The following is a 15,749-nucleotide window of genomic DNA, read 5'->3' as shown; positions in this document are numbered from 1 at the left end:
CTTCGGAGTCCTTAAACCGCGCCGGCCTTCTGCGCATACTCCCAAGACGCTTTCGACAGCGGTACGGTGCGCTTGGCTGACTCCAGCGCCTTGGCATTCGCCGCGGTGCCATCGCGGACGCGGCCGGCGATGCCTTGCGTGATGCCGGCGAGGCGGAACAGGTTGTAAGCAAAATACCAGTTGAGGTCAGGCACCGTCATCTTGGTCACGTTGCAATAGATCTGCGCGGCTTCCTCCACGCTCGGGATGTTGAGCGCCTTGAGGTCGGCACCGTCCAGGCCAGGCATCACCCACTGCATCAGCAGATAGGTGAAGTCGGCCATGGGATCGCCGAGCGTCGACAATTCCCAATCGAGCACGGCCTGCACGCGCGGTTCCGTCGCATGGAAAATCATGTTGTCGAGGCGATAGTCGCCGTGGACGATCGAGACGCGCGCCTGCTCCGGCACGGTCTTCGGCAGCCATTCGGCGACCTTCTCGAACTCCGGAATGGTCTGGGTCTCGGACGCGCGGTACTGCTTGGTCCAGCGGTCGATCTGGCGCGCGAAATAATTGCCTGGCTTGCCGAAGTCGCCAAGACCGATCGCGACGGGATCGAACATATGGAGCTTGGCCAGGGTCTCGATCTTGCTGGTGAAGATCTTTCGACGGTCTTCCGGCGTCTGGCTCGGCAGCGTCGGATCCCAGAACACCCGGCCGTCTTCCATCGACATGATGTAAAACGCCGAACCGATGATGCTGTCGTCCTGGCACAGCGCGTAGGCCTTCGCGACTGGAAAGCCCTGCTTTCCCAGCGCCGCGATCACCCGATATTCGCGATCGACCGCATGCGCCGACGGCAGCAATTTGCCGAACGGTTTTCTGCGCATCACATAGGAGCGGTTCGGCGTGTCCAGCCGATAGGTCGGGTTGGACTGGCCACCCTTGAACTGGAGGACGACCAGCGGTCCCTCATAGCCTTCGACGTTGTCGCGCATCCAGGCTTCGAGCCGCATCTCGTCGATACGATGACGCTCCTCGACGGGCTTGGTGCCCGAGAATTCTTCGTCTTTCCTGACGCCGTCAGCCACGATGACGCTCCCTCTTCAGTCCGAACATGATCCTAATCGGTAACTCCCAGCGCACTTGCGTCAAGCGGTCATCCGATCACGGATCATGCCCTGTCGTTTCTTCAAATCGGGAGCGCCAGCATGCTCTCCCGCTTAATGACTGGAAGAGTTTGCATACTTCCGAACCTCGAGCCTGGCAATGGCGCGATTGTGCACCTCGTCCGGGCCGTCGGCGAGACGGAGCGTGCGGATGTGGGCGTAGTCCTTGGCAAGGCCGGCTTCGTCCGAGACGCCTGCACCGCCGAAGGCCTGGATCGCCTCGTCGATGATCTTCAGCGCCATGTTGGGGGCTGCGACCTTGATCATGGCGATCTCGGCCTGCGCGGTCTTGTTGCCGACCTTGTCCATCATGTCGGCGGCCTTGAGGCACAACAGCCGCGTCATCTCGATATTGGTGCGGGCCTCGCCGATGCGCTGCTCCCACACCGAATGCTCGACGATGCGCTTGCCGAAGGCAGTGCGCGAGGTAAGCCGCTTCACCATTTTCTCCAGCGCCTCCTCGGCCTTGCCGATGGTGCGCATGCAGTGATGGATACGGCCGGGACCGAGACGGCCCTGCGCGATCTCGAAGCCGCGGCCTTCGCCGAGCAGGATGTTTTCCTTCGGCACCCGCACATTCTCGAGCAGCACCTGGGCGTGGCCATGCGGCGCATCGTCGAAGCCGAACACCGGCAGCATCTTCTCGACCTTGATGCCGGGGGTGTCGAGCGGAACCAGGATCTGCGACTGCTGCTGGTGCTTGGCCGCCTTGAAATCGGTCTTGCCCATCAGGATCGCGATCTTGCAGCGGGGATCGCCGACGCCGGACGACCACCATTTGCGGCCGTTGATGACGTAGTGATCGCCGTCCTTCACGATGCTGGTCTCGATGTTGGTGGCATCGGACGAGGCCACCGCCGGCTCCGTCATCAGGAAGGCGGAGCGGATCTCGCCGTCCATCAGCGGACGCAACCATTTGCGCTTCTGCTCCTTGGAGCCGTAGCGCATGAACACTTCCATGTTGCCGGTGTCGGGCGCGGAACAGTTGAAGACTTCCGAAGCCCAGGAAATGTGGCCCATCTGCTCGGAGAGCAGCGCGTATTCGAGATTGGTCAGTCCCGCGCCGCGGAATTCGTCATCCTCATGCTCGTTGGGCGGCATGAACATGTTCCAGAGGCCTTCGGCCTTCGCCTTCTTCTTGAGATCCTCGAGCACCGGGATCACCTTCCAGCGTTCGCCCGTGCGATCCTGCTCATCATAGACCGGCACGGCCGGTCGCACGTGCTTGGCCATGAAGGACTGCACGCGGTCGAGCCATTCCTTCTGCTTCGGCGACAGATCGAAATCCATGGGACGCTCCTCGTCTTTGCCAACTCGTTTTGGCGAATTTGTTTTGGCGAACTTGTTTTGCGCCGGACTGTCCACCCGCATTGTGCGACCCGCAAGTGCGAATGCGCGGCTTGCGGACGCTCCGGAACCCATTCGCACTTTTGCGAACGACTCCTGATTGCGGATTGACTTTCCCGGCCTTCAAACGATAGTTTCATACAACTGTTTGAATTGCAACTCCCTCCCCGAGGGGCTCCCATGGCCAGCGATCATACCCGGACTGCCATTCTCGCCGCCGCCGAACGGCTCTACGCCGATCGGGGGTTCGGCGACGTTACGCTGCGCGACATCGTCGCGGAGGCCAATGTCAACCTCGCGGCGGTGAACTATCATTTCGGCTCGAAGGACGAGTTGATCGCGGAGCTGTTCGTGACACGCTCGATCGCCACCAACCGCGAGCGCTTGCGCGAATTGAAGGCGGCGGAAGAACAAGGCGACGGCCGCGCGCCGATCGAGGTGATCCTGCATGCGCTGGTCGGTCCGACGCTGCGCGGCTGCCTCGGTCCCGAGAACCAACGCTCGAGCGCGGCGCGCTTCATGATCCGCGCCTCGATCGAATCCGTGCCGCCGATCCGCCGCATCAAGAACCGCGAGATCGACCATTTGCGGAAATTCGCCGGCGCGATGCGAAGGTCCCTGCCCGATCGCAGCGACGTTGATATCTACTGGGGCCTGAATTTCGCGCTCGCCATGGCGCACCACACCATCCGCGAGAGCGAGCGGCTGACGAAATTATCGGAAGGCAAATGCGATCTCGACGACGTCGAGGACGTGGTCGCGCGCGTCGTCAGCGTGGCGACGATGGCGCTGACGGCGGGACGGACAGAGGCGAAGGCGCCGCCAAAGGTAGCGGCGCGCTAACCTCACATCATCGCGATGCAGTCGATCTCGACGTCGAAGGGGCCGAACCATTCCGGCGTGCAGACGAAGATCCGCGCCGGCGGATCGTGCGGGAAATAGCGCGCATAGACGGCGTTGAACGCGGCGAAGTGTTTTGTCGAAGTGCAGTAGACGTTGCACTTCATGACGTTGTCGAGGCTCGCGCCTGCCGTCTCAAGGCACAGCTTCATCTGCTCCATGACGAGTTCGCTCTGCCGTTCGATCGGCACGTCCGCGATCTCGCCCGTGTCGGGGTCGAACGGCGGCAGCCCTGCGACGAAGATCATGTTGCCGGCGCGCGTGACCGGCGAGACCGGGGCGTTTCGGCGGTCAAGGAATGTCGAGATCGGTTCGACGCGGAGCGCTTCGCGTTTCATTGCGGGTTTCATGGGCGGCCACCTTCGGTTCAAGCGAGATGACGGCTTGCTACATCATAGCGCAGCCGTCATGCTTCGCTTTCGACCGAAGTATGTCGCCGAGCCCGCCTAGGCGTGCTGCGGCATCTCCTCGGCCTCTTCCTTGGCGAGCAGCAGCAGCATCTCGATGCCCATGTCGCCTTCCTGCGGCGAGCGGATGAACTTTATTTCGTCGGCGCTTTGCCGCAACGCGGCAACGATCGCGACGGCCTGGTTGGCCGTTGCCGCCTCGGTCGCCAGAATTGCCTTCTGGTTCTTGGCCTGAAACCCGATCGTGTAGGACATGCGTTCCCTCCCGGACTGAGTGGAAGGATCGAATCTGAGTCGCGCGCGGAGCGGAAGCCTGTGTGAGTACGGACCGGGATTATCTGGGGATGGCCCGCAAGCCTCAGGCAAGCCCGAGCATCGCGCGGGCCTCGTTGGCGGTCGCGACGCTCGCACCCAGGCTCTTGAGGATGCCGGCGGCACGCGCGACCAGCTCGGCATTAGTCTTCGCCAGCACGCCCTTTGACATATAAAGATTGTCCTCCATGCCGACGCGGACGTGGCCGCCGAGCAAATAGGCTTGCGCCACCATCGGGAATTCAGCGCGGCCGATACCGAAGCCGGACCAGATCGCGCCCGGCGGCAGCAGGCTGCGGGCATAGAACATCGTCTCGGGCGTTGCGGAGAAGCCGTATTTAACGCCGAGCACGAGCGAAAACAGGCCCGGTCCTTTCAGCGTGCCGTCGGCAAGGAGATCGCGGGCCAGATGGCAGTCGCCGGAATCGAACAGCTCGATCTCCGGCAGCACGCCGGCGGCCTTCATCCGCTCGGCCATGATGCGGACGTTGCGCGGAGTGTTGATCACCACCTCGCCACCCGAGTTCATGGTGTTGAGATCGAGCGTGCAGATGTCGGGCTTGAGCAGCTCGATATGCTCGACGCGCTTTTCGGGCTGGAGCAGCGTGGTGCCTGCAGCGGCGACGCGAGGGTCTTCGACCGAAGGCACGAAGCGCCCGCCGGGACCGGTCGTGAGGTTGATGACGAGAGACGTGTTGCGGGCGCGAATGCGATCCACCACATCGCGATAGAGATCGATCTCCATCGAAGGCCGCCCCGTCGCGGGATCGCGGACGTGGATATGGGCAATCGCGGCGCCGGCTTCGGCCGCTTCCAGCGCCGACGTCGCGATCTGCTCGGGCGTGATCGGCAGATGCGGCGATTGCTCGGGCTTTGTCAGATTGCCCGTGATCGCGCAGGTGATGATGGTCTTGGTCGGGGTCATGCGTACTGTCCCTTTTCGTAAAACGCGCCACGAGCACCGGACCTCTTCCTTCTCCCTTTGCGGGAGAAGGTGGCGCAAAGCCGGATTAGGGGTTCTCTCCACGAACTCAACTCACAACGGCGCGCGCGGACAGAACCTCACCCGTCTCGCCGCTATGCGGCGAGCCACCCTCTCCCACAAGGAGCGAGGGTAAGAAATCGCTAGATGATGCCCTGCTGCTTCAGCGTCTCGATCTTGCCGGCATCATAGCCGAGCTTGCCGGCGAGCACCTCCTGGGTGTGCTCACCGAGCAGCGGCGGGGCACGGTAGTCCTTGATCGGGGTTTCCGAGAGCGTCAGCGCGTTGCGGATCAGCGAGAGATCGGGCTGGAAGGGATGATCGACCTTCACCCGCATGCCGCGCGACTGGACATGCGGATCGGAAAACACCTGCTCGAAATTGTTGATCGGGCCCGAGGGCACGCCGGCCTCCTCCAGCTTGTCCAGCCAATAGGCCACCGGCTGCTTCAGGAACAGGCCGGCGAAGATTGCCATGATCTCCTTGCCATGCACGACGCGGTCGTTGTTCTTGACGAAGCGCTTGTCGTTCGCGAGCTCGGGCTCGCCGAGCACGGCGCAGGTGCGCTGGAACTGGCCGTCATTGCCGACCACCAGCATCAGCTCGCCGTCGGTGCAGCGGAACACGCCGGCCGGCATGCCGCCATTGCCCCAGGTGCCGCGGCGGGGCGGCGTCTTGCCGTTGACGAGATAGATCTGCAGCCAGTGCGACAACGACGCGATGACGGTGTCGAACAGGCAGACGTCGATGTGCTGTCCCACGCCATCATTGGCGTCGCGATGATAGAGCGCCGAGAGAATCCCGATCGAGGTGTTCATGCCGGTCATGTAGTCGACGATCGAGGGGCCGACCTTCATCGGCCCCTCGCCGGGCTCGCCGTCGATATGGCCGGTGACGCTCATCAGGCCGCCCATTGCCTGCAGGATGGCGTCATAGCCGGCGCGCGGCGCATAAGGGCCGGTCTGGCCGAAGCCGGTCACCGAGCAATAGATAATCCCGGGATTGATCGCCTTGATGGTCTCGTAGTCGAGGCCGTAGCGCTTGAGATCGCCGACCTTGTAGTTCTCCATGAAGACGTCGACGTCCTTGGCGAGCTCGCGGATGATCGCCTGTCCTTCGGGCTTGGCGATGTTGACCGTGACCGACTTCTTGTTGCGGTTGGCGCAGAGGTAAAACGAGTTGTTGTTGTTGGCTTTGCCATCAGGGTCGGTCAGATAAGGCGGGCCGAAGGCGCGCGCGTCGTCACCGGTGCCCGGCCGCTCGATCTTGATCACCTCCGCGCCCAAATCGCCCAGCATCTGGGCCGACAAGGGCCCGGCAAGCACGCGGGTGAGGTCAAGGATCTTGATGCCTGAGAGCGGCAGGGCCGACATGTCGAATTCCTCCGGGAACTGAATATTGGCGCGGCGGCGAGATCGCGGGACGCGCTCCCTGCGGATACACTATTTCGGCGGTCCGAGCACTGCGCTGGCGGCATACAGCTATCCGCCCGCCCGCCCGGCCCAGGTCACCGCGGCGAATTTCCGCAACGCGAATATTCTCAGGTCGCGGCCGCTGCAGCCACATGCGGCCGCCGCCGGCCGAGCAGGACCAGGATCAGCACCGTGGCGCAGGAGCAGACGAAGGTGAGACCGAGCGCGCCGCGGCTGCCGAACTGGGTGAGCAGGCCGACAAGGAGCGGCGGCGAGACCGCGGATGCGAGATTGAGCGGCAGCGCGATCATCGACATCGCCTTGGCGAACTCGGTCTGATCGTAGAACACGAGCGGGATCGTTGCCCGCGCCACCGCCATCGCGCCGCTGCCGGCGCCGTAGAGCAGGATGAAGGCCGCAACCGCCCAAGTCGCGCCCTCGCTCGTCATCAGCAGCAGCATGGCGATCGGCAGCGCCGTGCCGGCGACCAGGCCGGTCGTGATTCCATCCCACCGCCCTCCGCCGAGAAAATCGAGCCCGCGGGCGCTGACCTGGATCACGCCCAGCATCGAGCCGAACGCGAGCGCGTGCGCCGGGGGAAGCCCCTCCGCCCGGAGCAACTCGATCATGATGGCGCCGATGCCGAAATTGACGAAGGCATTGAGCGTGATCGCGGCAACGACGAGGCTGAAGGTGCTCCTGGGAATCGCCGGCGGCTGCGAAGGCTTTACCGACTCACCACCACGACCCGCGGCGATTTTCCGGCGCGGGGCCAGGAACGCGTAGAGCGGAAGGTTGATGACGACCATCATGGCCGCATAGACCAGGCACGTCCCGCGCCAGCCGAGCAGACCGCTGAGGAACGACGTCGTCGGCCAGAAGATGCTGCTCGACAGGCCCGTCACCAGCATGAGCGCGCCGATCGCGTTCTTGGCCTGCCGCCCGGCGACCTCGTTCAGCATGATATAGGCGCCGGTCGAAAGCGTGGCGCTGCCGGCGATGCCGAGGACGATCCAGGCGGCGAAATACAGCATCGGCTCGCGCGCGAGGGACAGCAGTATGAAGCCCGGCACGGTCAGGACCGTGCCTGAGATCATCACCTTTCGTGCACCGTGCCGTGCAAACGACTTGGCGAGCCAGGGCGCGCACAGTCCCATCGACACATAGAGCACGGACGTCCCGGCGAACACCGCCGGCAAGCTCATGCCGAGATCGGCCGCGAGATCACGTCCGACGATGGCGGGAAGACCTATCGTACCCCACCCAACAAGCTGGGAGACCGCGAGCACCAGCAGGACCCCGATGAGCCTGCTGTCAGATTTCAGAAACCGCATTCCAACCGTCGCCTGCCCGCCAGGCGCAGATCACGCCTGTGACGGCAGTCTTACCCGGAGACTCGGCGCACGGAAACGCCGGCTGTCGAATGGCAGCAGGCGGCCGGGAGCATGTCAGGAGGCGGCAGGAGCTCCCTGCCCCGCGATCCCGAGCAGGGATCGCGCCTCGGCCGCAGTCGCCACGCGCCGGCCGTGGCGCGCGACAGCCTCACCGGCGACGGCCACGAGTTCGGCGTTGCTGGCGGCGAGGCGCGCCTTGTCGATCCTGATATTGTCCTCGAGTCCGGTGCGGACCGCATCGGAGCCCCGCGCCAGCGCCCAGCCCATGACCTCGGCCTGGTGGCGTCCGATCCCGGCTGCCGTCCACGTCGCCTTCGGGATCAGCCGCCTGAGCTCTCCCAGCAGAATGTCGAGGACATGCTCGTCCGCGGGCATGGCGTTCTTGACGCCCATGACGAACTGTACGTGCGGACGCGCGTCGATCAGCCCGGCCTCGATCAAGCGGCGGGCCCCGTGCAGATGCGACAGATCGAAGATCTCAATTTCCGGCCGGATGCCATTCGCCTTCATGCCGGTGGCGAGAGTCTCCACCAGCGCGGCGCTGTTCTCGTAGACGATGGTCGGAAAGTTCACCGATCCCGTGGACAGCGAGGCCATGTCGGGCTTCAGGTAGAGCGACGATCCGCGCGCCGAGGGATCGCGGCCCCGCCCGCCGGTCGAGAACTGAACGATCATGTCAGGACAGTGCTTCCTGATCCCCTCCTGCACCACGGCGAAACGCTCGGGATCGGAGGACGGCGTCTCGTCGTCGTTGCGAACATGGATGTGGGCGAGCGTGGCACCGGCTTCGAAGGCCTGGTACGTCGACTCGATCTGTTCGGACGGCAGGATCGGGACCGCCGGATTGTCCTTCTTGCGCGGAACGGAGCCGGTGATGGCGACAGCGACGACGACGGGGTTCATCTTGCAACCTCATATTGATTGCGCTCACGCGCACCAAATTCGAATCGGCAGCCTGACTATGCAGTGAGGCCCTGCCGCCGCGAACATCGTCGATCGCGGCGGCAGTTGCCTCTACCATACCGTCAGGTCCGAACCGTGGCAGCCCCGCTCACTGCATCGCCGGCCCGCTGGCGGTCATAATCTGCCCGCGGCATCGGAACGGCATTGGGATTGCCGAGATCGTCGATCCTGATCCGATAGGTTTCCCGCGCGGTCAGGGCCGCCAACGCGGCGATGACCGTGATAGCGAAGGCAATCGCCCCCACCGTTAACGGGATGTTTGTCGAGCCGGGAGGCGCGACGGTCGCAAACAGGGCGGGAAGCAATGCGGTGATGGTGGTTCCGATGTTCTGCGATATCGCCATCGCCGAGACGCGGGTGCGGGTCGGAAACAGCTCCGGGTAAAAGCTCGGGAAGATCGCGTTGTAGCCCTGATAAACTACGCCCCACATCAGCAGCGACACCAAGATTGCCAGCGGCACATTCCTGATGCTGATGGCATAGAGATAGCAAAAGGCGAGCAAGCCGGAGAGAAGCGCGCCTACGATGATCGGAGGCTTGCGGCCGACCTTGTCGGAGAGATTGCCGACGAAGGGAATGACGAAAACCGCCAGCATGTTTCCGAGCACGGGGATCCAGAGATAGACGTCCTTGGCAAAACCGATCCCGTAGGCCGGCTGCACCGCATAGGCCGCGCCGAAGATGGTCGCAACGACAGGAATGACATTCATCAGCGCCATGCAGATGACCCTGAGCATGTCGCGCCAGCTCAGCTTGATGGCCTGGACGATGGGCGCGCGCGGCGTTTCTCCCCGTTCGCCCTCGCGGGCAAAGGCAGGGGTCTCGTCGACTTCGCGACGGATGATGTAGCCCGCGACGATGACGAAGAAGCTGAGCAGGAAGGGAATCCGCCAGCCCCAGCTGTTGAAGGCCTCGGTCGGCATATAGGCCGCCAAGGGCAGGAAGATTGCCGCGGCGAGGATCTGTCCGGCCTGCACCCCCTGAAGGGCGAAGCTGGCATAGAAGCCCCGCCGACCGAACGGCGCGTGCTCCAAGATCATCGAGCTTGCGCCTGAGATTTCGCCGGCAACGGCAAATCCCTGCACGAGGCGCAGAATGACGAGCAGAATTGGCGCCAGAATGCCAACCTGCTGATAGGTCGGCAGGATACCCACGGCCATCGTCGAGATGCCCATCAGGAACATGCAGACGATGAGAACCGTCTTGCGGCCATGGGTGTCGCCCCAGTGTCCGAGCACGAAGGCACCGATCGGACGAGCCACATAGCCGACGCCATAGGTCGCCAGCGAGGCGACGATCGCGACGGTGGGATTCTCCGACGGGAAGAAGATTTGCGGGAAGATCAGTGACGCGGCGGTCGCGTAGATGAAGAAGTCATAATATTCGAGAGCCGACCCGATCCAGCCGCTGGCAGCGGCTTTCCTGGACTGACTCATCTGATGGATCGCGGTCATCTCAAGATTCCTCCCTTGGGTTTTGCTGACGTCCCGTTGACGGGCTTCGCTCAAAATTGGGCAGCACTCCCCGGCCGCTCTGCGGAGTTTCGCGAGCGCTTGTCACTGCCGATAGGTGTCTGCTTGGTGGCGACGATAGGCTATCGCCGGGCTAACACAATTACCCAGTTATCCGACAAACCTAACATGATGTTATTTGTGCGAGAGCCCACGTCCCGGCGAACACCGCCGGCAGGCTCATGCCGAGATCGGCCGCGAGATCGCGTCCGACGATGGCGGAAAGACCTATTGTCTGCTTGTCTGCCCCCTGGATGCGAAGACCGGGAACGACGGTTCCGAATGGCACAGCCGCGCCAGCCGCCGGCAGCCGTCAGGCTGTATGGCCGGGATCGACCTGCTTCGGCGTTTTCTTGTCTCGTTGAGGTGTCATCTTGGCCGGATCCGGCGCATTCGGCACGCCGCGCGGCCCGAGCTGGTCGCGCTGGATGTCGTCTTCGGAGCGGGAGGGCTCAATGCCGTTCGGCTCACGGGGCTTGGTCATCGCAGGCTCCTGAAGTGTGTCGCTCGGAGTGTCCATCAAATTCCCAGCGCGTTTTCGCCGGCTTCGCGGCCGGGCACGCTGACATGAACTTCGTGTCCCTCGCGAAGCGCCAACGATGCTGCGGCAACCGCCGACTCGAAGGCCGCTTCCTTGGTGGAGTATCTGTTCTTGACGTCGCCGTCGTGCAGCACGCCCCATTCGTCCTGCACCGGCACGATCGTGTATTGAGCAAGGCCCATCTTTTAACTCCTCGAGATCTATCGCTGCGTGAGCTGCGGGTGCGCCGCCGACACGCGCCACACCGTGTTGCCGCTGTCATCGGCGACCAGCAGCGCGCCGGTCTTGTCGATGGCGACGCCGACGGGCCGCCCGCGCGCCTGGTTGTCGCTGTTGAGGAAGCCAGTGACGACGTCCTGCGGCGGGCCGCTGGGCTTGCCGTCCGTGAACGGCACGAACACCACCTTGTAGCCGTTCAAGACCTGCCTGTTCCAACTACCGTGCTCGCCGACGAACGCGCCGCCGCGATAGGCCGCCGGCAAACTCGCGCTGGTGTTGAAAGCCATTCCAAGCGGCGCCACATGCGAACTCAGCGCATAGTCAGGCACGATCGCCTTGGCAACGAGGTCGGGACGCTCCGGCTTGACGCGCGGATCGACGTGCTGGCCGTAATAGCTGTAGGGCCAGCCATAGAAGCCGCCGTCCTTCACCGACGTCATGTAGTCCGGCACGAGATCGGGACCGAGTTCGTCGCGCTCGTTCACCACCGTCCACAGCGCCCCCGTCTGCGGCTCGAAACTGAGGCCGTTGGGATTGCGCAAGCCGCTTGCGAAGATGCGCCAGCGGCCGCTGGCACGGTCGATCTCGAGGATGGCGGCGCGATTGTGCTCGGCCTCCATGCCGTTCTCGGTGATGTTGCTGTTGGAGCCGACGCCGGCATAGAGCTTTGAGCCGTCTGGGCTCGCGACCAGACTCTTGGTCCAGTGATGGTCGATCGGTCCGCCCGGCAGCGGCGTCAGCACCGTGCCCGGCGCGGTGATCTTGGTATCGCCTTCGGTGTAGGGATATTTGACGATCGCATCGGTGTTGGCGACGTAGAGATCGTTGCCGACCAGCGCGACGCCGAACGGCGAGTTGAGATGGTCGAGGAAGACGCTTTGCGTGTCCGGGACGCCGTCGCCGTTGCTGTCGCGCAGCAGCGTGATGCGGTTGCTCTCGCCGGTGTCGCCGCCGGATGTCGCCCAGGACTCGATGTATCCCATCACGATTTCCTTGGGCCGCTTGATCGGAGCGCCCTTCGGCGCCTTGGATTCCACCACCAGTACGTCGCCGTTGGGCAGCACGTAGAGAAATCGGGGGTGCTGCAAGCCGGTCGCGAAGGCCTTGGCCTGCAAGCCCTGCGCAACGGCCGGGGTCTCGTCCTTTTTCCAGCCGACGATGCGCGCGATGTGCATCGGCGGCAGCAGATATTGCTGGATGTCGGGAAGCGTCGGGTTCGCGCCGGTTTGCGCCTTCGGATCGCCACTGCCGTCATTGCAGCCGGCCAGACACAGCAGCGAGGCACACAACAGCACCCGAGCGATTGCGGAGTTCATCGCGCAACTCCTACGCCGTGGCGGTACACCATGGCCCAGCCGAGCCAGCCGGTGACCGGCAGGATCAATACGGTGATGGCTGAAAGAAGGAGCCCGGTCGGCCACACCGAGGTCCAGGCATCGCGCGTGTGGATCAACGCATTGATGGTCGCCAGGACCAGCGCCAGCGCGTTGCCGATCAGATGCGGCCAGGCCGGCGGCTGCGCCCGCACCAGGCGGTTGCCGAGAAAATCGGTCAGGCCGGCGATGGCGGCCAGCACGCCGAAGATGACGCCGACGACCAGAAGCCAGGCGGAAAAATCCGCCCACATGATCTCGGCAGTGATGACATAGGCGATGTCGGTCAGCAGCGCCCCGATGAAGCACGCGATCGGGATCGGCACCAGCATCGGATGAATCGGATGGCCTGCGATTTGCGCGGTCGAGCGCACACGCAAATTGTCTTGCACGGTTGGCCTCTTGTCAGGTCGCCACCCCTCCCCGGTGGAAAACACCCGCTTCCAGCGAAGGTTCCTGATGGTCGGCCTCAGCGCCGCCGTGCCTCAACAGCGCCGCGGCGTCGAAGCACTCACGAGGAACCCCTTGCCGGTGCGGGCCTTGATCCAGGCATTGAGATGAACCAGCCCTTCAGGAGACCACGGAGTGGACCAGCCTGGCGACGGCGCCTCCTTCAATCCAGCCTCGAAGCTCGACGGCGTCTCGCGGCGCCAGACGGAGCAGATCGAATCCCAAAGCCGGCCGAACGCCGCACTCATCCACGAGACGATCCGCGCCGAGGGTGAGCAGGAACTGGAGCGGCGGTGGTGGGCCATCGTGCTGTCCGGCCTCGCCGCCGGCCTTTCGATGGGATTGTCCCTGATCGTCCAGGGCGAGTTTCACGCGCTGATTTCCGACGAGGCCACCCGGCGCCTGGTGGGCCCGCTCGGCTACACGGTCGGTTTCCTGGTCGTTGTGCTGGGACGGCAGCAGCTCTTCACCGAGAACACGCTGACACCGATCCTGCCGCTGTTGCACAACAGGGATCTCGGCACGCTAGGGAGTGTGATCAAACTTTGGGGCCTGGTCCTCGCCTCCAACATCTTGGGAACCTGGGCGGTCGGATCCGTGCTCGCGCACACCAGCATCTTCGAACCCCGCATCGTGGACGCCTTCGTCGATCTCAGCCGGCACACCATCGAGGGCACGTTCACGACGACCCTTGTCCGGGCGATCTTTGCCGGCTGGCTGATCGCCTTGATGGCGTGGCTTCTTCCGGCCACCAAGGGATCGCGCGCACACATCATCATCGTGATGACCTATGTGGTCGCGCTCGGCGAGTTCGCGCACATCATCGCGGGCTCGGTCGAATGCGCCTTCCTAGTGCGGAGCGGCCGGGCGTCGCTCTCACAATATGGCTCGGACTTCTTCGTACCGACACTTCTCGGCAATATTCTGGGCGGAACGACCCTCGTGGCCCTGCTGAACTACGGACAGGTCGCCCCCGAAATCGACGACCACAGGGAATAAAGAGCCTGCACAAAAGCAGCCGGCTCGACAGGAACGATGGGCGCGAACCGAGCTTGCATCAGCAATCAACGTGCGGCGACAAGCAGGAACAGTCATGAGCACCGATACCAAGAGCCCATTCGACAAGGAACCGGCCGAAGGATCACGCGACATCATCGATCGCGAATTGCAGCGCGCCGAAGACGCCGCCAACAACAAGGTCGATCATCTCCCCGGCGTGAAGGTCAGCGGGCAGCCCCAGGGCGGCGCAGTCGATCGTGCCCGGAAGCAGCGCGAGGAGAAGGATAGCGAACAGGAATAGAGTCGCTCTGCCGACCCGAAACGCCAAGTCGGTCAAGCGAGACGCATCACTTTGTTCGGGACTGGCAATGACTGACAGCCCATCGTTCCGAGGAAACGTGGTTCTGGGAAAACGTGGAACTTCCCAGCCCCGCATATGTTGTGGGCGATGAGTGATGCGGCGGCCAGTACAAGGCGGGCGCCATTTCTTGCACACGATTGCCCATCATCGAACTCAGGAGCCCGAAATGAGCCGCGGAATGCCATCGATGACCGCCCTCTTGGGTATGCTCGCAATCGCCGGTTATCAAAATCGGGACAAGCTCGCCGACATGTTTCGCAATGCTACCTCCGGTCAGCCGTCGGGTACCAAGGATTCCCTGGGCGGCATGCTCGGCAATCTTGGCGGCCTTGTGGGAGGCGGCGGTGTCGGTTCGCTGCTGAACGGCGGGATCGGCGAGTTGCTCGAACACTTCAGGCAGAACGGGCAAGGCGATGCGGCTCAATCCTGGATCAATCAGGGGCCAAACCGCGAAGTCACCCCGCCCGAACTCCAGCAGGCGATCGGTCCGGACGTTCTTCAAAAACTGGAGCAGCAGACCGGCCTGTCTCAGCAGGAGATCCTCGACCGATTGTCGCGCGAGCTCCCGGCAGCGGTGGACAAATACACGCCGGACGGACGTCTTCCGGCGCAATCCGCGGGATAACACTCCTCAAGACTCGAGAAAAGATATGAGCATCATTTGGACGATCATCATCGGTTTCATCGCAGGCGTCATCGCGAAGTTCATCATGCCCGGCGACAACGAGCCCTCGGGTTTCATCCTGACCGCGATCCTGGGAATAGTGGGCGCATTCGTTGCGACCTATCTTGGCCAATCCCTCGGCTGGTACCGGCCAGGAGAAGGCGCAGGACTAGTGGGGGCAGTGGTAGGCGCCATCATCGTGCTTTTCGTCTACGGTTTTGTAGCTGGTCGCAGCCGTCGGGCCATCTAACCACAGTGGACGGAATTCCGCGCGTTAGCGGAGAATTCGCCCGGCGCGAAAGGCGATCGGCAAGATGAAATGGATGCTCGTTGTCTTGGTAGGAGGCATGACCCCGGTCAACACCGACCTGGTTTTCGACAAGTTTGCCGATTGCCTTGCCGCCGAGGAGCAGATGCGAAAGCACTATACGGACGCTTTCGAGGCTTGGGACCGATGGGCCGCGGCCAATATCGAGCGACGACGCGAATACTCAAAGGTGCGCGACCTCCAGGCCAAACGGCTGCTCAGCAACATCGGTACCTGCGTTCCTCACGCAGGCGGCGAGGCCGCAGCGCCTCAGCAACTGAGCAATCCGGCACCTTCTCCGCAAGCCACACCTGCGCCGCAGCCAAGTCCGAAAACGTGACGTTTGAGCCCTAAAAGCCCCTTGGCACGCCGCTAACCCGAGACATTTTAAGGAGATCAGCATTGAGCGACAGGACCGGCAATGAACCTGCACCCTTGGTGCTTTTCGGCGTGGCAATC

The 15,749-nt window shown here is 63.3% G+C and carries 19 protein-coding genes; 6 read left to right on the top strand and 13 right to left on the bottom strand.

Annotation, left to right across the window (positions count from 1 at the left end; translation table 11 throughout):
• Positions 1 to 11: 11 nt before the first annotated feature.
• A complete protein-coding gene (locus IVB48_RS00890) occupies positions 12 to 1,070 on the bottom strand; it encodes a phosphotransferase family protein (protein WP_247396559.1) in 1,059 nt (352 codons plus the stop codon).
• 132 nt (positions 1,071 to 1,202) lie between these two features.
• On the bottom strand, positions 1,203 to 2,438 hold the full coding sequence (locus tag IVB48_RS00885) for an acyl-CoA dehydrogenase family protein (RefSeq protein ID WP_247396558.1): 1,236 nt from the start codon (positions 2,436 to 2,438) through the stop codon (positions 1,203 to 1,205).
• A gap of 237 nt (positions 2,439 to 2,675) precedes the next feature.
• Between IVB48_RS00885 and IVB48_RS00880 the strand changes: the two genes are divergently transcribed.
• Positions 2,676 to 3,338, top strand: coding sequence for a TetR/AcrR family transcriptional regulator (locus tag IVB48_RS00880; RefSeq protein WP_027567521.1), 663 nt, complete (start codon positions 2,676 to 2,678; stop codon positions 3,336 to 3,338).
• Between the two features lie 2 nt (positions 3,339 to 3,340).
• Here IVB48_RS00880 and IVB48_RS00875 read toward each other — a convergent pair whose 3' ends face one another.
• From IVB48_RS00875 to IVB48_RS00825, 11 genes are all read right to left on the bottom strand, one after another.
• A complete protein-coding gene (locus IVB48_RS00875) occupies positions 3,341 to 3,733 on the bottom strand; it encodes a RidA family protein (RefSeq protein WP_247362779.1) in 393 nt (130 codons plus the stop codon).
• Positions 3,734 to 3,841: 108 nt separating this feature from the next.
• Positions 3,842 to 4,057 (bottom strand): hypothetical protein, encoded by a 216-nt coding sequence (locus IVB48_RS00870; RefSeq protein ID WP_007602925.1) that lies wholly within the window; start codon positions 4,055 to 4,057, stop codon positions 3,842 to 3,844.
• A gap of 103 nt (positions 4,058 to 4,160) precedes the next feature.
• Positions 4,161 to 5,039 carry a 3-keto-5-aminohexanoate cleavage protein gene (locus IVB48_RS00865; RefSeq protein WP_247396556.1) on the bottom strand — a complete coding sequence of 293 codons (879 nt, stop codon included), beginning with the start codon at positions 5,037 to 5,039 and terminating at the stop codon, positions 4,161 to 4,163.
• A gap of 200 nt (positions 5,040 to 5,239) precedes the next feature.
• A complete protein-coding gene (locus IVB48_RS00860) occupies positions 5,240 to 6,469 on the bottom strand; it encodes a CaiB/BaiF CoA-transferase family protein (protein WP_247362038.1) in 1,230 nt (409 codons plus the stop codon).
• Between the two features lie 167 nt (positions 6,470 to 6,636).
• Positions 6,637 to 7,842: an MFS transporter gene (locus tag IVB48_RS00855; protein ID WP_247396554.1), complete on the bottom strand. Its 1,206-nt coding sequence runs from the start codon at positions 7,840 to 7,842 to the stop codon at positions 6,637 to 6,639.
• A 114-nt stretch (positions 7,843 to 7,956) separates the two neighbouring features.
• The gene (locus tag IVB48_RS00850) at positions 7,957 to 8,805 is read right to left on the bottom strand and encodes a 3-keto-5-aminohexanoate cleavage protein (RefSeq protein ID WP_247396552.1); all 849 of its coding nucleotides are present in this window, start codon (positions 8,803 to 8,805) and stop codon (positions 7,957 to 7,959) included.
• Positions 8,806 to 8,927: 122 nt separating this feature from the next.
• Complete coding sequence (locus IVB48_RS00845) at positions 8,928 to 10,319, bottom strand: MFS transporter (protein WP_247396550.1); 1,392 nt, start codon at positions 10,317 to 10,319, stop codon at positions 8,928 to 8,930.
• 370 nt (positions 10,320 to 10,689) lie between these two features.
• Positions 10,690 to 10,860, bottom strand: coding sequence for a hypothetical protein (locus IVB48_RS00840; protein ID WP_007611679.1), 171 nt, complete (start codon positions 10,858 to 10,860; stop codon positions 10,690 to 10,692).
• 35 nt (positions 10,861 to 10,895) lie between these two features.
• Complete coding sequence (locus IVB48_RS00835) at positions 10,896 to 11,099, bottom strand: hypothetical protein (RefSeq protein ID WP_007611681.1); 204 nt, start codon at positions 11,097 to 11,099, stop codon at positions 10,896 to 10,898.
• Between the two features lie 18 nt (positions 11,100 to 11,117).
• Positions 11,118 to 12,452, bottom strand: coding sequence for a sorbosone dehydrogenase family protein (locus IVB48_RS00830; protein ID WP_247396548.1), 1,335 nt, complete (start codon positions 12,450 to 12,452; stop codon positions 11,118 to 11,120).
• Positions 12,449 to 12,901 carry a DUF2231 domain-containing protein gene (locus IVB48_RS00825; protein ID WP_027567532.1) on the bottom strand — a complete coding sequence of 151 codons (453 nt, stop codon included), beginning with the start codon at positions 12,899 to 12,901 and terminating at the stop codon, positions 12,449 to 12,451. Before IVB48_RS00825 ends, IVB48_RS00830 begins: the two co-directional genes overlap by 4 nt.
• Positions 12,902 to 13,094: 193 nt before the next feature.
• Here IVB48_RS00825 and IVB48_RS00820 point away from each other — a divergent pair, with 193 nt between their 5' ends.
• The 5 genes from IVB48_RS00820 (at position 13,095) to IVB48_RS00800 (ending at position 15,630) form a co-directional block, all read left to right on the top strand.
• Positions 13,095 to 13,958 carry a formate/nitrite transporter family protein gene (locus IVB48_RS00820; RefSeq protein WP_247396546.1) on the top strand — a complete coding sequence of 288 codons (864 nt, stop codon included), beginning with the start codon at positions 13,095 to 13,097 and terminating at the stop codon, positions 13,956 to 13,958.
• Between the two features lie 94 nt (positions 13,959 to 14,052).
• Positions 14,053 to 14,259 (top strand): hypothetical protein, encoded by a 207-nt coding sequence (locus IVB48_RS00815; protein ID WP_247362055.1) that lies wholly within the window; start codon positions 14,053 to 14,055, stop codon positions 14,257 to 14,259.
• Positions 14,260 to 14,485: 226 nt separating this feature from the next.
• Entirely contained in the window at positions 14,486 to 14,944 is a 459-nt protein-coding gene (locus IVB48_RS00810) for a YidB family protein (protein WP_247362783.1), read from the top strand.
• A gap of 25 nt (positions 14,945 to 14,969) precedes the next feature.
• Entirely contained in the window at positions 14,970 to 15,233 is a 264-nt protein-coding gene (locus IVB48_RS00805) for a GlsB/YeaQ/YmgE family stress response membrane protein (RefSeq protein ID WP_247396544.1), read from the top strand.
• Positions 15,234 to 15,297: 64 nt separating this feature from the next.
• Positions 15,298 to 15,630 (top strand): hypothetical protein, encoded by a 333-nt coding sequence (locus IVB48_RS00800; RefSeq protein ID WP_247287070.1) that lies wholly within the window; start codon positions 15,298 to 15,300, stop codon positions 15,628 to 15,630.
• Positions 15,631 to 15,749 lie beyond the last annotated feature (119 nt).

The sequence above is a fragment of the Bradyrhizobium sp. 76 genome (assembly GCF_023073025.1).
GTDB lineage: Bacteria > Pseudomonadota > Alphaproteobacteria > Rhizobiales > Xanthobacteraceae > Bradyrhizobium.
The sequence above is the reverse complement of the archived record's forward strand: the minus strand, read 5'-3'. Positions and strand labels throughout refer to the sequence as shown.

Coding starts and splice junctions, on each gene's coding strand:
- IVB48_RS00885 (WP_247396558.1), bottom strand. CDS start 2,438: ATGGATTTCGATCTGTCGCCGAAGCAGAAGGAATGGCTCGACCGCGTG.
- IVB48_RS00880 (WP_027567521.1), top strand. CDS start 2,676: ATGGCCAGCGATCATACCCGGACTGCCATTCTCGCCGCCGCCGAACGG.
- IVB48_RS00875 (WP_247362779.1), bottom strand. CDS start 3,733: ATGAAACGCGAAGCGCTCCGCGTCGAACCGATCTCGACATTCCTTGAC.
- IVB48_RS00870 (WP_007602925.1), bottom strand. CDS start 4,057: ATGTCCTACACGATCGGGTTTCAGGCCAAGAACCAGAAGGCAATTCTG.
- IVB48_RS00865 (WP_247396556.1), bottom strand. CDS start 5,039: ATGACCCCGACCAAGACCATCATCACCTGCGCGATCACGGGCAATCTG.
- IVB48_RS00860 (WP_247362038.1), bottom strand. CDS start 6,469: ATGTCGGCCCTGCCGCTCTCAGGCATCAAGATCCTTGACCTCACCCGC.
- IVB48_RS00855 (WP_247396554.1), bottom strand. CDS start 7,842: ATGCGGTTTCTGAAATCTGACAGCAGGCTCATCGGGGTCCTGCTGGTG.
- IVB48_RS00850 (WP_247396552.1), bottom strand. CDS start 8,805: ATGAACCCCGTCGTCGTCGCTGTCGCCATCACCGGCTCCGTTCCGCGC.
- IVB48_RS00845 (WP_247396550.1), bottom strand. CDS start 10,319: ATGACCGCGATCCATCAGATGAGTCAGTCCAGGAAAGCCGCTGCCAGC.
- IVB48_RS00840 (WP_007611679.1), bottom strand. CDS start 10,860: ATGACCAAGCCCCGTGAGCCGAACGGCATTGAGCCCTCCCGCTCCGAA.
- IVB48_RS00835 (WP_007611681.1), bottom strand. CDS start 11,099: ATGGGCCTTGCTCAATACACGATCGTGCCGGTGCAGGACGAATGGGGC.
- IVB48_RS00830 (WP_247396548.1), bottom strand. CDS start 12,452: ATGAACTCCGCAATCGCTCGGGTGCTGTTGTGTGCCTCGCTGCTGTGT.
- IVB48_RS00815 (WP_247362055.1), top strand. CDS start 14,053: ATGAGCACCGATACCAAGAGCCCATTCGACAAGGAACCGGCCGAAGGA.
- IVB48_RS00810 (WP_247362783.1), top strand. CDS start 14,486: ATGAGCCGCGGAATGCCATCGATGACCGCCCTCTTGGGTATGCTCGCA.
- IVB48_RS00805 (WP_247396544.1), top strand. CDS start 14,970: ATGAGCATCATTTGGACGATCATCATCGGTTTCATCGCAGGCGTCATC.
- IVB48_RS00800 (WP_247287070.1), top strand. CDS start 15,298: ATGAAATGGATGCTCGTTGTCTTGGTAGGAGGCATGACCCCGGTCAAC.